The organism is Jiella sp. M17.18, assembly GCF_041027365.1.
GTDB lineage: Bacteria > Pseudomonadota > Alphaproteobacteria > Rhizobiales > Rhizobiaceae > VKMB-3413.
In genome coordinates this window covers 78,697-94,328 of the sequence record NZ_JBFTEH010000012.1, presented here as the reverse complement: position 1 = coordinate 94,328, position 15,632 = coordinate 78,697, and the positions used below count along the sequence as shown (strand labels likewise).

Sequence of the window (15,632 nt, the reverse complement as noted above, 5' to 3'; positions counted from 1 at the left end):
GCGCTGCCCCGCAGCGCCGCCGGAAGCGCGCCCGTAGCTCAGCTGGATAGAGCACCAGACTACGAATCTGGGGGTCAGAGGTTCGAATCCTTTCGGGCGCGCCATCTCTTCTTGTCTTCCTGCACCTCCCGGTCCCAACCGCCTTGCTTTCTGTCGGTGCGTGCGTCGCCGCGAATGCGCGCCGGAAAACGCGCATCCGTCTGCGCGCGACATTGCGCGTCGCTCCGGCGGTTGGTGGACGCCGCGGCGTCATGCTAAAGCGCCGGCTTCCGGCGTCGCTCCGCGGCGCGGTCCGCCAAGGGTCCGTTTCTCGACAAGGAGTGTCAGCATGAGCCAGGTCAGCCGCAGCGATCAGTCCTCCGATTTCTCCGACTTCTTCACCGCCAGGCTCGCCGAGCGCGATCCCGAGATCTTCCGCACCGTCGGCCAGGAACTCGAGCGCCAGCGCCACGAGATCGAGCTGATCGCCTCGGAGAACATCGTCTCGCGCGCCGTGCTGGAGGCGCAGGGCTCGGTGCTGACCAACAAATACGCCGAGGGTTACCCCGGCCGGCGCTACTATGGCGGCTGCGAGTTCGTCGACGTCGTCGAGACCCTCGCGATCGAGCGGGTGAAGCAGCTGTTCGGCTGCAACTTCGCCAACGTCCAGCCGAATTCCGGCAGCCAGGCGAACCAAGCGGTGCTGCTCGCTCTGTCGAAGCCGGGCGACACCCTGCTCGGCATGAGCCTCGACGCCGGCGGCCACCTGACCCACGGCGCGAAGCCGAATCTCTCCGGCAAGTGGTTCAACGCCGTCCAGTACGGCCTCGACCTCGCGACCGGCCTCATCGACTACGATCAGGTCGAGGCGCTGGCGCTGGAGCACAAGCCGGCGGTCATCGTCGCCGGCGGCTCGGCCTATTCGCGCAAGATCGACTTCGCCAGGTTCCGCGCGATCGCCGACAAGGTCGGCGCGGTCTTCTGGGTCGACATGGCGCATTTCGCCGGCCTCGTCGCCGCCGGGCACCATCCGAGCCCGTTCCCGCACGCCCATGTCGCGACCTCGACGACGCACAAGACCCTGCGTGGCCCGCGCGGCGGTCTCGTGCTGACCAATGACGAGGACATCGCCAAGAAGATCAATTCGGCGGTCTTCCCGGGCCTGCAGGGCGGCCCGCTGATGCACGTCATCGCCGGCAAGGCCGTCGCCTTCGGCGAGGCGCTGACGCCGGCCTACCGCTCCTACATCGGCGCCGTCGTCGAGAATGCCAAGGCGCTGGCCGAGACGCTGCGCGAGGGCGGCCTCGACATCGTCTCCGGCGGCACCGACACGCATCTGATGCTGGTCGACCTCAGGCCGAAGAACCTCACCGGCAAGGCCTCGGAACAGGCGCTGGGCCGTGCCAACATCACCTGCAACAAGAACGGCGTGCCGAACGATCCGGAAAAGCCGACGATCACCTCCGGCATCCGGCTCGGCACCCCCGCAGCGACCAGCCGCGGCTTCGGCACCGCCGAGTTCCGCGAGGTCGGCAAGCTGATCATCGAGGTGCTCGACGGGCTGCGGGCGGCGAACTCGGAAGAGGGCAACGCCGCCGTCGAGGCCGCGGTGAAGGAGAAGGTCGTCGCGCTGACGGACCGTTTCCCGATCTACCAGGCGATGTGAGCGGCACTTTGCGCTTTTCGCCCGCGGGCGCCGTGACTATCTGGAAGAGGCCGCACCGATGCGGCCTTTTCGTTTCTCGAGCATGATCCCGAAACGTCGGAACCGGTTTTCGGAAGAGATCGTGCGAAACCAGAGAGATAGGGCGACATGATGAGCCAGGCTCATCTCGTCTAGCTCTAGAGGCAGGAGAGGGGAAGGATGCGCTGTCCCTATTGCGGATCGCAGGACAGCCAGGTGAAGGATTCGCGCCCCGCCGAGGACGGGGCGGCGATCCGGCGCCGGCGCATCTGCCCGGACTGCAACGGCCGCTTCACCACCTTCGAGCGGGTGCAGCTGCGCGAGCTCCATGTCCTGAAGAAGTCGGGCAAGAAGGTGCCCTTCGATCGTGACAAGCTGGCGCGCTCGATCGAGGTCGCGCTGCGCAAGCGCCCGGTCGAAGACGGCCGCGTCGAGCGGCTGATCTCCGGCATCGTGCGCCGGCTCGAACAGTCGGGCGAGGCCGAGATCGCCTCGCAGACGATCGGCGAAATGGTGATGGAGGCGCTGAAGGGCCTCGACGACGTCGCCTATGTCCGCTTCGCCTCGGTCTATCGCGATTTCGCCGAGGCGAGCGACTTCCAGTCGGTCATCGGCGAGCTGGCGAAGGCGGGCGGCACGACGGCCGCCGCCGTGCCGGAGCCCGTGCCCGATGCCGGAGCGAGCGACCGATGACGGCGGCCCGTCCAGACGTCGAGGGTGGCGCAGACGAGGGCGGCTTCGCGCCCGTCCGGCCGGAGGACCATCGCTTCATGGCGGCGGCGATCCGCTACGCGCTCCGCCATGTCGGCCGCACCGGCACCAACCCCTCGGTCGCGACGCTGGTCGTCGCCGACGCGGGACATGGCCCGGTGATCGTCGGGCGCGGCGTCACCGCCCTCGGCGGCCGCCCGCATGCCGAAACGCAGGCCTTGGCGGAAGCCGGCGAGCGCGCCCGCGGCGCGACGGCCTATGTGACGCTGGAGCCCTGCGCGCATCACGGCCGCACCCCGCCCTGCGCCGAGGCGTTGGTTGCGGCGGGCATTGCCCGCGTCGTCTCCGCCGCCGCCGATCCGGACCCGCGCGTCGACGGCAGGGGCCATGCGATCCTCTTGGCGGGCGGGCTGGCGGTCACCCCCAAGGTAATGGCGAAGGAGGCGGCCGAGACGATCTCCGGCTACCTCTCGCGGCACGTGAACGCACGCCCGGAAATCACGCTGAAGATGGCGCTTTCGGCCGACGGCAAGATCGGCATCCGGGGCGGCGGCCAGGTCAAGATCACCGGCCCCGTCGCCGACGCGCAGACGCATCTGGAACGCGCCCGCCACGACGCCATCCTCGTCGGCTCCGGCACGGCGCTGGAAGACGACCCGCGGCTCGACTGCCGCCTGCCGGGTCTTGCCGACCGCTCGCCGAGCCGGATCATCCTCGACCCGCGCCTGCGGCTGACGCCCGACATGACGGTGATCAGGACGGCCAAGACCACGCCCACCCTCGTCGCCACCTTCGTCGACGCCGATCCCGAGCGCCGCGCGGCGCTCGCCGAAGCGGGCGTCGCCTTCGTCTCTTGCGAGGCCGATCCCGCGACCGGCCGGATCGCCCTGCCGGAACTTCTCGAGGATCTCGCCGCGACCGGCACCGCCAGCATCCTCGTCGAGGGCGGCGCCGAGACGGGGGCGAGCTTCCTCGCGGCCGGTCTGGTCGACCGGCTGATCCTGGTCCAGGGGACGGTCGAGATCGGCGAAGAGGGCGTTCCGGCGCCGATCGACGTCGCGGCGGCACGCGAGCGCTTCCGGCTGAAGCGGGAGTACCGCTTCGGCACGGACCGCTGGTACGAATTCGGAAGGAAATGACGAAGATGTTCACCGGGATCGTGACCGATATCGGCAAGGTTCTCGCCGTCGGCGAACGGGACGCCGGCCGGAGCTTCCGCATCGAGACAGCCTATGACCCCGAGACCATCCCCATCGGCGCGTCGATCGCCTGTTCCGGCGTCTGCCTGACGGTGACGGCGCTGCCCGATGCGGGCTCGAACCAGCGCTGGTTCGAGGTCGAGGCCTGGGAGGAGGCGTTGCGGCTGACGACGGCTGGGCACTGGGGCGAGGGCACGCGGATCAACCTCGAACGCTCGCTGAAGATCGGCGACGAGATCGGCGGGCACCTGGTCTCCGGCCATGTCGACGGGCTCGCCGAGATCCTGTCGGTCGAGGACGAGGGCGAGGCGGTGCGCTTCCGGTTGCGGGCGCCGGCGGATCTCGAGCGCTTCGTCGCCAGGAAGGGCTCGATCTGCCTCGACGGCACGTCGCTCACCGTCAACTCGGTGGAGGACGACGTCTTCGACGTCCTGCTCATCCGCCATTCCCTGGAGGTGACGACCTGGGGCGAGCGGCGCGCCGGCGACGTCGTCAATTTCGAGGTCGACCAGATCGCCCGCTACGCCGAGCGGCTGTTCCAGCCCGCCGCCTGACGCGCCGGTGCGGCCGAAGCCGCCTGCGGCCCGTTCGCGCGGGTCGGGCGCCGGCCGCTGCAAGCGTCTGCGCCGGCGTTCGCGCCGGCGACCGGATCCGACCGCCGATCGGCGGCCGCCGCCTGTTGCCTGCGGGGCGGGAGCAGCGTATCCCCTCCGCAACCCATTCCCGGAAGGACATTCCCATGGCTTCCAAGCCGCATCTCCTCGTCGTCGAGGCGCGCTTCTACGACCACATCGCCGACCTCCTGCTCTCCGGCGCCAAGAAGGCGCTGGAGGAGGCGGGCGCGACCTATGACGTCGTCACCGTTCCCGGCGCGCTGGAAGTTCCCGCCGCCGTCAGCTTCGCGCTGACGGGCGCGGACGAGGGCGAGACCGACTATGACGGCTATGTCGCGCTCGGCTGCGTCATTCGCGGCGAGACCTATCATTTCGAGATCGTCTCGAACGAGTCCGCCCGCGCCCTCATCGCCCTGTCGGTCGACGAGAACCTCGCGCTCGGCAACGGCATCCTGACCTGCGAGACCGAGGCCCAGGCGCTGGAGCGCGCCGATCCCGCCCGCAAGGACAAGGGCGGCGAGGCGGCGAAGACGGCGCTGACGATGATCCAACTCAGGGACCGCCTCGGAGCCTGACGATGTCCAACACCGGACCGAAGCCGCGCGAGACGAGGCCTGCGAACAAGCGGGGGGTGGCGCGTCTCGCCGCCGTCCAGGCGCTCTACCAGATGGATGTCGGCGGAACCCCGCTGCTGGAGACCGTGGCGGAGTACGAATCCTTCCGCCTCGGGCGGGAGATCGACGGCGAGACCTATCGCGACGCCGACCCCGCCTGGTTCCGCGACATCGTGTCCGGCGTGGTGCGCCAGCAGAAGGTCATCGACCCGCTGATCCACGGCGCGCTGCCGGCGGACTGGCCGCTGTCGCGCCTCGACACGACGCTGCGGGCGATCCTTCGCGCCGGCGTGTTCGAGCTGCTGCAGCGCCGCGACGTGCCGGTGGCGGTGATCGTCACCGAATATATCGACGTCGCCAGGGCCTTCTATGCGGAGGATGAGCCGCGTCTCGTCAACGCCGTGCTCGACCGGATCGCGCGGCAGGAGCGGGGCGAGCCCGACAGCAGGCGGTGACGGCGATCTCCGGGTCGTCCGCGCCCGCGACGGCGGTTGCCCGCGGCAATGCGCTGATCCTCGCGGCGGCGCAGGCGCTCGTCGGTTCGGCGGCGCCGATCGCCATCTCCACCGGCGGCCTCGCCGGCACCTGGCTGCTGCTGGAGGACAAGTCGCTGGCGACGCTGCCCGTCACCGGCTTCAGCGCCGGCGTCGCGCTCGGCGCGCTGCCGGCCGCGGCGCTGATGCGCGCCGTCGGGCGCCGGCTCGGCTTTTCCGCGGGCGCCCTGATGGTCGCGGCCGGCGGGGTGTGCGCGGCCGCCTCCCTCTTTTCCGACAGCTTCGTGCTGTTCACCCTCTCCCTCATCGTCGTCGGCATGGGCGGCGCCTTCACCCAGCAGTACCGCTTCGCCGCGGTCGACGGGGCGCCGCGCGATTACCGCGCGCGGGCGATCGGCATCGTGCTCGCCGGCGGCATGGTGGCGGCGGTGCTCGGTCCGCAGACGGCGCGGCTGACGACCGGGCTGTTCCTGCCGGTGGAGTTCGCCGGCGCCTTCCTCGGCATGAGCGTCCTCGCCCTTCTCGGCGCCGGCCTGCTCACGCGGCTGCAGATTCATGACGCGCCGGGCGAGGCGCTGGCCGAAGATGCGCTCCCCGCCCGGCCGCTCGCCGAGATCGTGCGCCAGCCGCGCTTCCTCGCCGCGCTCGCCTGCGGCGTCGGAAGCTACGCCGTGATGAGCTTCGTGATGACCGGCGCGCCGCTGGCGATCGTCGCCTGCGGCCATTCGACCGATGTCAGCTTCTTCGGCATCCAGTGGCACGTGCTCGCCATGTACGGGCCGAGCTTCTTCACCGGCCGCATCATCGCCCGCTTCGGCAAGCCGCCGGTGATCGCCTGCGGCCTCTTCCTCCTGGCGCTCGCGGCCGTCGTCTTCCTCGGCGGCACGGCCGTGTGGAACTTCTGGCTCGGCCTCGCCCTCCTCGGCGCCGGCTGGAACTTCGGCTTCATCGGCGCGACGGCGATGGTCGCCGACACGCACCGCGCGTCGGAGAAGAACAAGACGCAAGGCTTCCACGACCTGATCCTCTTCTCCAGCGTCGCTCTCGCCTCCTTCATGTCCGGCCGCACCTTCGTCACCGCCGGCTGGGAGACGATGAACTTCGTCGTCTTCCCGATCGTCATCCTCTGCTTCGCAGCCCTCGTCCTCCAGGGCGGCGGCTTCCGCAACGTCGCCGCCAAGAACTGATCGCGGTACGACATCGCGGTGCTTGACGCTTAGCCGCCCTCATATAACCTCAACCTGCCCATGACGGGTCGGCGCCGGCCGTCCGGTGCGCGCGCCGTTCATCAACGCCGGAGGAGGAAGCCGGCGCGAGGGGAGGGTGGCAATGCCGTTGGTTCTACTCGTGGTGGCCCTGTGCGGGCTGCTGGCGATCGCCTATGCCGGATGGGCGACGCGCTCGGTCATGGCCTCCGACCAGGGCAGCGTCCGGATGCAGGAGATCGCGGGCGCGATCCGGGAAGGCGCGCAGGCCTATCTCGCGCGCCAGTACACCACCATCGCCGTCGTCGGCGTCGTCGTCTTTCTGCTCGACTGGTGGCTCCTGTCGCTCTACGCGGCGGTGGGCTTCGCGATCGGCGCCATTCTGTCGGGCCTTGCAGGCTTCATCGGCATGAACGTTTCCGTGCGCGCTAATGTCCGCACCGCGCAGGCCTCGGCCCGTTCGCTCGGCCAGGGGCTCGGCGTCGCCTTCAAGTCCGGCGCGATCACCGGCCTGCTCGTCGCCGGGCTCGCGCTCCTCGGCGTCACCGTCTATTTCTACGTGCTGACGACGCAGCTCCGCTTCATGTCCGTCGACCGCACGGTCATCGACGCCCTTGTCTCGCTCGGCTTCGGCGCCTCGCTGATCTCGATCTTCGCGCGCCTCGGCGGCGGCATCTTCACGAAGGGTGCCGATGTCGGCGGCGACCTCGTCGGCAAGGTCGAGGCCGGCATCCCCGAGGACGATCCGCGAAACCCCGCCACCATCGCCGACAATGTCGGCGACAATGTCGGCGACTGCGCCGGCATGGCGGCCGACCTCTTCGAGACCTATGCCGTGACGGTCGTGGCGACCATGGTGCTCGGCGCGATCTTCTTCACCGGCTCGCCGGCGATCGACCTCGTGATGACCTATCCCCTGGCGATCTGCGGCGCCTGCATCGTCACCTCGATCATCGGCACCGCCTTCGTGCGCCTCGGCGCCAACGGCTCGATCATGGGGGCGCTCTACAAGGGGCTGTGGGTGACGACGATCCTGTCGATCGGCGGGCTCGCCGTCGCCACTTATTTCACCATCGGCTTCGGCACGGTCGGGCGCGCGACCACGGGCCTGTCGATCACCGGCCTCAACCTGTTCATCTGCGGCATCGTCGGGCTGATGGTGACGGGCCTCATCGTCTGGATCACCGAATACTACACCGGCATCGGCTCGCGGCCGGTCCGCTCGATCAGCCAGGCCTCGGTGACCGGCCACGGCACGAACGTCATCCAGGGCCTCGCCGTCTCGCTGGAGGCGACGGCGCTGCCGACGCTCGTGATCGTCGCCGGCATCATCGCGACCTACCAGCTCGCCGGGCTCTACGGCACCGGCATCGCGGTGACCGCGATGCTCGGCGTCGCCGGCATGATCATCGCACTCGATGCCTTCGGCCCGGTGACCGACAATGCCGGCGGCATCGCCGAGATGGCCGGCCTGCCGTCCGAGGTGCGCAAGTCGACCGATGCGCTCGACGCGGTCGGCAACACCACCAAGGCGGTTACCAAGGGCTATGCGATCGGCTCGGCGGGCCTCGGCGCGCTGGTGCTGTTCGCGGCGTACAATTCCGACTTGCAGTTCTTCATCGCGCAGCACCAGGCCGGCAAAGGCTATCCGTATTTCGAAGGCGTCGCGCCGGACTTCGCGTTGACCAATCCCTACGTGGTGGTCGGGCTGCTCCTCGGCGGCCTGATCCCCTTCCTGTTCGGCGGCATGGCGATGACGGCCGTCGGGCGCGCCGGCGGCGCGGTGGTCGAGGAGGTGCGCCGGCAGTTCCGCGAGAAGCCGGGAATCATGGCGGGGACCGAGCGGCCGGATTATGCCCGGGCGGTCGACCTTCTGACGCGCGCGGCGATCCGGGAGATGGTCATCCCCTCGCTCCTGCCGGTCCTGGCGCCGATCGTGGTCTACTTCGTCGTCTACGCGATCGCCGGCAAGAGTCAGGCCTTTTCGGCCGTCGGCGCCATGCTTCTCGGCGTCATCGTCACCGGCCTCTTCGTCGCGATCTCGATGACGTCCGGCGGCGGCGCCTGGGACAACGCCAAGAAGTCCTTCGAGGACGGCTTCGTCGATTCGGCCGGCGTGCGCCACATGAAGGGCTCGGAGGCCCACAAGGCGTCGGTGACGGGCGATACCGTCGGCGACCCGTACAAGGACACCGCCGGGCCGGCGGTGAACCCGGCGATCAAGATCACCAACATCGTCGCGCTCCTGCTGCTCGCGGTGCTCGCCCATCAGTAGGGCGGGACTGCGGCAGCGCTGGAGCACGCTGAGACAAACGAAAGGCCCCGCGAGTCGCTCGCGGGGCCTTCGACGTCAGCGGTGGCCGCAGGTACCTGCCGGCGCCGCCGATCTCAGAGATGGACGCCGGGGCCCTTGTCGGACACGGTGTCGCTCAGCACCTGGCCGAGGAAGGAGGCGTCCTTGCCGCCGGTCGGCGTCGTCCGCGAGATGAAGTCGAAGACCTTGCCGTCCTTCAGGCCGTAATTGGCGATCCGCTCGACCTTGCCGTCCTTGTCGAAGTAGACGGCGAGCACGTGCTGGTCGACTAGGTGCGGCTTCATGAAGGCGACCGGCCGGACGCGCTTCTGGGAGATGTAGTAGAAGACCTCGTTGTCGAAGGTCGCGGTGGTCGACGGCGAGCCGAGCGCCAGGAGCACCTGCGCACGGCTGGAGCCGACCGGCACGAGCTCCAGCGACTTCTGGTCGACGATGTAGCCCTCGTTCAGGACCTGGCTCGTCGAACAGGCGTTGAGGGCGGTCAACCCGAGGATCGCCACGCCGAGCACGATCGGCCGCGCCTTCATCATTCTCTGCTTCACGCCGTCTTGTCCCCCGGACCGGTTGCGTCCCCCAACAGTCATGCCCGGCGGCTGTGCCCAAACCATGGCACGCCCGGCATGGGAGCACGATGCGGCGCGGCGCGTCCGAAGCCGAAAGGTTCCGGACAGGTGGAGCCGCGCGAAATCGCGCTCCGGGACGTCCCGCCGGTCGGCGGAGGGCCCCGGAGGCTCTGGTAATCCACCTGCCTAAGCGTTGCAATCCGGCCCGCCCTGTGGCACGGGCGGCAACTGGCATCGGTCCGGGTTGTTGGCATGCTGCAGAGATGGCGCATCCGCCGCCGTAATCGGGCCGTCGTGGATCGCATCTATGACGCCCTCGTCGCACTCACGCGGCAGCCCGACCTCTATCTGGCGTGCGGCATCGAGGACAGCTTCGCCGGGCGGTTCGAGGCGCTGGCGATCCATGTCCACCTCCTGTTGCGGCGCTGCCGGACGGAGAAGGCGCTGGCGCCGCTGGCGCAGGAGGTCGTCGACCGCTTCGTTTCGGACGTCGAGTTCACCATCCGCGAGCTCGGCGTCGGCGACCAGTCGGTGCCGAAGCGCATGCGCAGGCTGACGGGCGTCTTCTACGAGCGGGCGGTCGCTTACGATGCCGCGTTCGCGGCGCCGGAAGAGGCGGAGGCCGCGCTGGCCAAGGCCCTGACGGGGCGGGCGGTGGCGGAAACCGGCGCCGAAGATGCGGCGCGCCGGCTCGCGACCTACATTGTGACGACCGAACAAGCTTTTGCGGCCGTGTCCGCAGACGACATCCTGACAGGCCGCCTCTCGGCGGAGAACCGATCATGACCAAGGCCCCGGCACACGCCATTCCATTCGCAATCTCCACCATCAAGCTGCCGCGCGACGGCATGCCGATTCGCTTCGATGCCGACGAGGCCGAGCGGCAAGCGCTCGCCCGCCAGCTTTCGATTCCCGAAGTGACGACGCTGTCGGTCGATCTGCGGGCGACGCCCTGGCGTGCCGAGGGCGTTCGCGTGTCCGGCCGCATCGCCGCCGAGGTGGTGCAGGAGAGCGTGGTCAGCCTCGAGCCCGTCGTCCAGCGGATCGACGAGCCGTTCGAGCAGACCTTCGTGCCGGAAGACTCCAGGCTCGCCCGGATCGCCGCACCGGCGGAACAGGAACTGCATATCGATCCCGAAGGCGATGATCCGCCGGAGACCTTCTCCGGCGATCGCATCGACATCGGCGCCTACATCGCCGAGGCGGTGGCGCTGGCGCTCGACCCCTATCCGCGCAAGGCGGGGGAAAGTTTCGGGGCGCTGGATACCGATCCGGCACCGGATGCCGGGCGCCGCTCCGCCTTCGACGTCCTGGCCGAACTGGCGGCAAAGCCCGGGCGGGATGACGAATGAGGGCAAATCGGCGGTTGCCGTCCGCGCGTAAACGGATATTTTCGCGCCGCGTCCGGGAGGCTTCGGCCACCTTGTGGCAGCGGCGCAGGAAAGCGAGCATCATTTGAATACCGAAACCGGCATCACGATTTCGCTCGACGCGATGGGCGGCGATCATGGTCCGGCGGTGGTTCTCGCCGGCGCGGCGATCGCGCTGAAGCGCCGTCCCGACACGCGCTTCGTCCTGTTCGGCGAAAGCGAGGCGGTGCTGCCCGTCCTGGAGCAGTATCCGGATCTGAAGGCCAAGGCCGTCTTCCACCACTGCGACGTCTCCATCCGCATGGACGACAAGCCGTCCCAGGCGCTGCGCCAGGGACGCTACAAGTCGTCGATGTGGCGGACGATCGAGGCGGTGAAGACCGGCGAGTCCGACGTCGCCGTCTCCGCGGGCAACACCGGCGCGCTGATGGCGATGGCGAAGTTCTGCCTGCGCACGATGGCCAGCATCGAGCGCCCGGCGATCGCCGCGATCTGGCCGACCCTCAAGGGCGAGAGCATCGTGCTCGACGTCGGCGCGACGATCGGTGCCGACGCGCAGCAACTCATCGACTTCTCGATGATGGGCGGCGCGATGGCGCGCGCCCTGTTCGGGCTGGAGAAGCCGACGGTCGGCCTCCTCAACATCGGCGTCGAGGAGGTGAAGGGCCAGGACGAGATCCGAGAGGCGGGGCGTCTCCTTAAGGAATATCCGCTGCCGCAGATCGACTATCGCGGCTTCGTCGAGGGCGACGATCTCGGCCAGGGCACGGTCGACGTGGTGGTGACGGAAGGCTTCACCGGCAATGTCGCCCTGAAGACGGCGGAAGGCACCGCAAGGCAGATCGCCGCCTATCTGCGCGCCGCGATGACCCGCACCTATCTGGCGCGCATGGGCTATGTGCTTGCCAAGAGCGCCTTCGACCGGCTGCGCGACAAGATGGATCCGCGCAAGGTCAATGGCGGCGTCTTCCTTGGCCTGAACGGCATTGTCATCAAGAGCCACGGCGGCACCGACGCCGAGGGCATCGCCGCCGCGCTGGACCTCGCGCACACCATGGCCCGCACCGGCCTGCGCGAGAAGATCGCGGTGGATCTCGCCAGCTTCCATCACCGGGTATCCGGTGACGAGACCGAAGTTTCCGAAAGCAATATGCCATGAACGAGCATGTCAGGTCCGTCGTCCTCGGGACCGGCTCCGTCCTGCCGAAGCGGGTGATGCGGAACCAGGACTTCGCGGGGATCGTCGAGACCTCCGACGAATGGATCCGGCAGCGGACGGGTATCGCCGCGCGCCACATTGCGGGGGAGGGCGAAACCACCGTCTCGCTGGCCGAGGAGGCGGCGCGCCGCGCGCTCGCCGCAGCCGGGCTCGAACCGTCGGACATCGACCTCATCGTGCTGGCGACGGCGACGCCCGACAACACCTTTCCTGCCTCCGCCGTCCAGGTGCAGAGCCGCCTCGGCATCACCCATGGCTTCGCCTTCGACGTCCAGGCCGTCTGCAGCGGCTTCGTCTACGCGCTGACCACCGCCGACCTCTACGTCAGGAGCGGGATGGCGCGGCGGGCGCTGGTGATCGGCGCCGAGACCTTTTCGCGGCTGCTCGACTGGGAGGACCGCACCACTTGCGTCCTGTTCGGCGACGGCGCCGGCGCTGTGGTCATCGAGGCCCGCGAAGAGCCGGACGGGGCGGCACGCCGCGGCATCATCGTCTCGCGCCTGCGGTCCGACGGCTCGCACGCGGAAAAGCTCTATGTCGACGGCGGGCCCTCGACCACCGGCACGGTCGGGCATCTGAGGATGCAGGGCCGGGAGGTCTTCAAGCACGCGGTCGGCATGATCACCGACGTGATCGAGGCCTCGTTCGAGGCGGCCGGCGTCGGTCCGGACGATATCGACTGGTTCGTGCCGCACCAGGCCAACCGCCGCATCATCGACGCCTCCGCCAAGAAGCTCGGCATCGCGCCGGAAAAGGTCGTCGTCACCGTCGACCAGCACGGCAACACCTCGGCCGCCTCCATTCCGCTGGCCCTCGATACCGCAGTCAGGGACGGGCGGATCACCAAGGGTGATCTGGTGCTGCTGGAGGCCATGGGCGGCGGATTTACATGGGGCGCCTGCCTGATCCGCTGGTAGAATCAACCTTGATTCAGATGACGTTTTCGTTAGAGTGCGGGTCATCTGAGTTCCGCAGCCAGTCTGTGCGGCGCGGTCTTCCACAGCATTAGGGGACATGGATGGGAGACAAGACTCTAACCCGAGCCGACCTGTCGGAGGCGGTGTTCCGCAAGATCGGGTTGTCCCGGAGCGAATCGGCTTCGCTGGTCGAGATGGTGCTGGAAGAAATCTGCGCCACGATCGCCGCCGGCGAATCGGTGAAGATCTCCTCGTTCGGCTCCTTCCTGGTGCGCCAGAAGAACGAGCGTGTCGGCCGCAATCCCAAGACCGGCGAGGAAGTGCCGATCTCGCCGCGCCGCGTCGCCGTGTTCAAGCCGTCCAACGTCCTCAAGGACCGCATCCTCGACGCCCATGCGCAGCGCCGGGGGAGTGCTCCGGAGGTCGAGATGATGCTGAAGGCCGCCGCCGAATAGCGGCGCTGGCCGACAGGCCACGGAATTTCCTGCCATGTCAGACAAGAGCGACGATGCGTTCCGCACCATCAGCGAGGTGGCGGAGGAACTGGACCTGCCGCAGCACGTCCTGCGCTTCTGGGAATCGCGCTTTGCGCAGATCCGTCCGCTGAAGCGCGGCGGCGGCCGGCGCTATTACCGTCCCGACGATGTCGAGCTGCTGCGCGGAATCCGCTACCTCCTCTACGTCAAGGGCTTCACGATCAAGGGCGTGCAGCGCATCCTGAAGGAGAACGGCAGCCGCTTCGTCGTCGCGATCGGTTCCGGCGACCTCGCCGGCCTCGACGCGCTGCAGGCCTCGCCGCGCGCGGATGCGGAGGACGAGCTCGATGCGCCCGACGTTGCGCCGCCGCCGCATGTGGACGATCTCGACATCATCGCGCCCGAGCCGGAGCTCTTGGCGGAGGAGCCCGACGTCCAGCCGGTGGCGCGCGACCGGGCGAACCCGCTGGTCGGCTTCCTGCGGCGCGACCGCGAGCGGGCGGCCGACGGGCGGCAGCTCCTGCCGCGCGAGAGCATCGAGGCGCTGGACGCGGTCGTGCTCGAGCTTCTGGAGTGCAAGCGCCTGCTCGATCAGGTGCGCTGACGGGCAGCCGAGCTGGCGCCCGTCACTCATGGCCCCGGTCGGCGTCAGTCCGGCTCTCGCGCCGCCATCTCCGCCAGCATGGCCTCGACATCCGCCTTCGCAGCGGCCAGTGCCGCCTCGTCGCGCGAGCGCAGGACGATCTCGGTCGAATAGCGCTGGCCGTCGAAGCGGGGATAGGAGCCGATCGCCACCGCCTCATGCCGCTTGGCGATGGCGCGCAGCGGCTCGCCGATATCGCCTTCGCCATAGGGGCAGGGGACGGCGGCGCTCTTCACCGCCTGCCCGGCCGGCAGCGTCTCGATCACCTTGCCGAGCATGGCGCTGAAGACATCCGGTACCCCGGCCATGACGAAGACGTTGTCGATCCGGAAGCCCGGCGCGACCGAGACCGGGTTCTCGATCAGCGTCGCGCCCTCGGGCGTGCGGGTCATCCGCCGCCGCGTCGCGGTGAACGGCATGTCGCGGCGGGCGTAATGCGCTTCGAGGAGCGCAACGGCCTCCGGATGCTCCCGGACCGCGAGGCCGAAGGCGGCGCCGACTGCGTCCGCGGTGATGTCGTCATGCGTCGGCCCGATGCCGCCGGAGGTGAAGACGTAGTCGTATTCCCGCCGCAGCGTGTTCAGCGTGTCGGCGATGATGTGCGGCTCGTCGCCGACGATCCGCACCTCCTTCAGGTCGATGCCCGCGACCGTCAGAACCTCGGCGAGATGCCCGATATTGCGGTCTTTCGTCCGCCCCGAGAGGAGTTCGTCCCCGATCGCGAGCATGGCGGCAGTGGCGGCGGGCGTCTCGGTCATGAAGGGGGCTCCGGTTCGGCATCCGGCGCTCGGACGAAGCGTCGATGTTCTGGCGCCATAAAGTGGCGACCGGCAGCCGATTGCAAGCGGCACGATGCGCCGGCGGCCACTGTTGCCGCTCACGCGACGGAGCGTCGCGTCAAAGGGCCGAGCCATCGGCGGCATGATCCGTTATCTCCGGGTCGGCGGAAGCAGCCGCTCTCCTTCATCGTCACCAGGAAGAGGAAGCATCGGAATGGCGAAAGTATTAGTTCTCTACTATTCGAGCTATGGCCACATCGAGACCATGGCGAAGGCCGTCGCGGAAGGCGCGGAGAGCGCCGGCGCCAGCGTCGACATCAAGCGCGCGCCGGAGACCGCGCCGAAGGAGGTGGTCGAGGCCGCGCACTTCAAGACCGACCATCCCTATCCCGAATGCGACCCGATGGAACTCGCGAACTACGACGCGATCATCATCGGCGTGCCGACCCGCTACGGCAACATGTGCTCGCAGATGCAGGCCTTCTGGGACCGCACCGGCCCCCTCTGGGCGAAGGGCGCCCTGGTTGGCAAGGTCGGCGGCGCCTTCGCCTCCTCGGCGACCCAGCACGGCGGCAACGAGGCGACGCTGCTCTCGGCCCACAAGACCCTGCTGCACCATGGCCTCATCGTCGTCGGCCTGCCCTATGCCTTCCCCGGCCAGATGAACATGGACGAGATCGTCGGCGGCTCGCCCTATGGCGCGACCACCATCGCCAAGGGCGACGGCTCGCGCATGCCGAGCCAGATCGAGCTCGACGCCGCCCGCTTCCAGGGCCGCCACATCGCCGAGATCGCCGCCAAGGTCGCCGGCTGAGCCTGACAGGACCGGTCCCGTCGGAGTGGCCACGGCG

17 protein-coding genes and 1 tRNA gene are annotated in these 15,632 nt (G+C 69.0%); 16 read left to right on the top strand and 2 right to left on the bottom strand.

Annotated elements, in window-relative coordinates:
- Positions 1–27 precede the first annotated feature (27 nt).
- The 9 genes from AB5S17_RS19625 to AB5S17_RS19585 all read left to right on the top strand — a co-directional run bounded on the left by AB5S17_RS19625 (position 28) and on the right by AB5S17_RS19585 (position 8,775).
- Positions 28–104 (top strand) — tRNA-Arg (locus tag AB5S17_RS19625).
- A 224-nt stretch (positions 105–328) separates the two neighbouring features.
- Positions 329–1,645 carry a serine hydroxymethyltransferase gene (gene glyA, locus AB5S17_RS19620; protein ID WP_369242548.1) on the top strand — a complete coding sequence of 439 codons (1,317 nt, stop codon included), beginning with the start codon at positions 329–331 and terminating at the stop codon, positions 1,643–1,645.
- Positions 1,646–1,843: 198 nt separating this feature from the next.
- The gene (nrdR, locus tag AB5S17_RS19615; RefSeq protein WP_369242546.1) at positions 1,844–2,356 is read left to right on the top strand and encodes a transcriptional regulator NrdR; all 513 of its coding nucleotides are present in this window, start codon (positions 1,844–1,846) and stop codon (positions 2,354–2,356) included.
- Positions 2,353–3,513: a bifunctional diaminohydroxyphosphoribosylaminopyrimidine deaminase/5-amino-6-(5-phosphoribosylamino)uracil reductase RibD gene (gene ribD, locus AB5S17_RS19610; RefSeq protein ID WP_369242544.1), complete on the top strand. Its 1,161-nt coding sequence runs from the start codon at positions 2,353–2,355 to the stop codon at positions 3,511–3,513. Before nrdR ends, ribD begins: the two co-directional genes overlap by 4 nt.
- Positions 3,514–3,518: 5 nt before the next feature.
- The gene (locus AB5S17_RS19605; RefSeq protein ID WP_369242690.1) at positions 3,519–4,127 is read left to right on the top strand and encodes a riboflavin synthase; all 609 of its coding nucleotides are present in this window, start codon (positions 3,519–3,521) and stop codon (positions 4,125–4,127) included.
- Positions 4,128–4,312: 185 nt separating this feature from the next.
- Positions 4,313–4,762, top strand: coding sequence for a 6,7-dimethyl-8-ribityllumazine synthase (locus AB5S17_RS19600; RefSeq protein WP_369242542.1), 450 nt, complete (start codon positions 4,313–4,315; stop codon positions 4,760–4,762).
- A gap of 2 nt (positions 4,763–4,764) precedes the next feature.
- Entirely contained in the window at positions 4,765–5,256 is a 492-nt protein-coding gene (gene nusB, locus AB5S17_RS19595) for a transcription antitermination factor NusB (RefSeq protein ID WP_369242541.1), read from the top strand.
- Positions 5,253–6,482, top strand: coding sequence for an MFS transporter (locus tag AB5S17_RS19590; RefSeq protein ID WP_369242539.1), 1,230 nt, complete (start codon positions 5,253–5,255; stop codon positions 6,480–6,482). The genes nusB and AB5S17_RS19590 overlap by 4 nt, the downstream gene beginning before the upstream one ends.
- 142 nt (positions 6,483–6,624) lie before the next feature.
- Positions 6,625–8,775 (top strand): sodium-translocating pyrophosphatase, encoded by a 2,151-nt coding sequence (locus AB5S17_RS19585; RefSeq protein ID WP_369242537.1) that lies wholly within the window; start codon positions 6,625–6,627, stop codon positions 8,773–8,775.
- Positions 8,776–8,888: 113 nt separating this feature from the next.
- Here AB5S17_RS19585 and AB5S17_RS19580 read toward each other — a convergent pair whose 3' ends face one another.
- Positions 8,889–9,341: an outer membrane protein assembly factor BamE gene (locus AB5S17_RS19580; protein ID WP_369242688.1), complete on the bottom strand. Its 453-nt coding sequence runs from the start codon at positions 9,339–9,341 to the stop codon at positions 8,889–8,891.
- A 288-nt stretch (positions 9,342–9,629) separates the two neighbouring features.
- On the opposite strand from AB5S17_RS19580, the gene AB5S17_RS19575 reads away from it, so the two are divergent.
- The 6 genes from AB5S17_RS19575 to AB5S17_RS19550 all read left to right on the top strand — a co-directional run bounded on the left by AB5S17_RS19575 (position 9,630) and on the right by AB5S17_RS19550 (position 13,963).
- Positions 9,630–10,163: a ubiquinol-cytochrome C chaperone family protein gene (locus AB5S17_RS19575; protein WP_369242535.1), complete on the top strand. Its 534-nt coding sequence runs from the start codon at positions 9,630–9,632 to the stop codon at positions 10,161–10,163.
- Complete coding sequence (locus AB5S17_RS19570; RefSeq protein ID WP_369242533.1) at positions 10,160–10,729, top strand: DUF177 domain-containing protein; 570 nt, start codon at positions 10,160–10,162, stop codon at positions 10,727–10,729. Before AB5S17_RS19575 ends, AB5S17_RS19570 begins: the two co-directional genes overlap by 4 nt.
- Positions 10,730–10,832: 103 nt before the next feature.
- Positions 10,833–11,906, top strand: a complete 1,074-nt coding sequence (plsX, locus tag AB5S17_RS19565; RefSeq protein ID WP_369242531.1) for a phosphate acyltransferase PlsX — start codon at positions 10,833–10,835, stop codon at positions 11,904–11,906.
- The gene (locus AB5S17_RS19560; RefSeq protein ID WP_369242529.1) at positions 11,903–12,883 is read left to right on the top strand and encodes a beta-ketoacyl-ACP synthase III; all 981 of its coding nucleotides are present in this window, start codon (positions 11,903–11,905) and stop codon (positions 12,881–12,883) included. The genes plsX and AB5S17_RS19560 overlap by 4 nt, the downstream gene beginning before the upstream one ends.
- A gap of 101 nt (positions 12,884–12,984) precedes the next feature.
- Positions 12,985–13,338: an integration host factor subunit alpha gene (locus tag AB5S17_RS19555; protein ID WP_369242527.1), complete on the top strand. Its 354-nt coding sequence runs from the start codon at positions 12,985–12,987 to the stop codon at positions 13,336–13,338.
- Positions 13,339–13,372: 34 nt separating this feature from the next.
- The gene (locus tag AB5S17_RS19550; protein ID WP_369242525.1) at positions 13,373–13,963 is read left to right on the top strand and encodes a MerR family transcriptional regulator; all 591 of its coding nucleotides are present in this window, start codon (positions 13,373–13,375) and stop codon (positions 13,961–13,963) included.
- Between the two features lie 44 nt (positions 13,964–14,007).
- On the opposite strand, the gene AB5S17_RS19545 is transcribed toward AB5S17_RS19550, so the two are convergent.
- Positions 14,008–14,760, bottom strand: a complete 753-nt coding sequence (locus tag AB5S17_RS19545; protein WP_369242523.1) for a competence/damage-inducible protein A — start codon at positions 14,758–14,760, stop codon at positions 14,008–14,010.
- Positions 14,761–14,995: 235 nt separating this feature from the next.
- Here AB5S17_RS19545 and wrbA point away from each other — a divergent pair, with 235 nt between their 5' ends.
- Complete coding sequence (wrbA, locus tag AB5S17_RS19540; protein ID WP_369242521.1) at positions 14,996–15,595, top strand: NAD(P)H:quinone oxidoreductase; 600 nt, start codon at positions 14,996–14,998, stop codon at positions 15,593–15,595.
- Positions 15,596–15,632 lie beyond the last annotated feature (37 nt).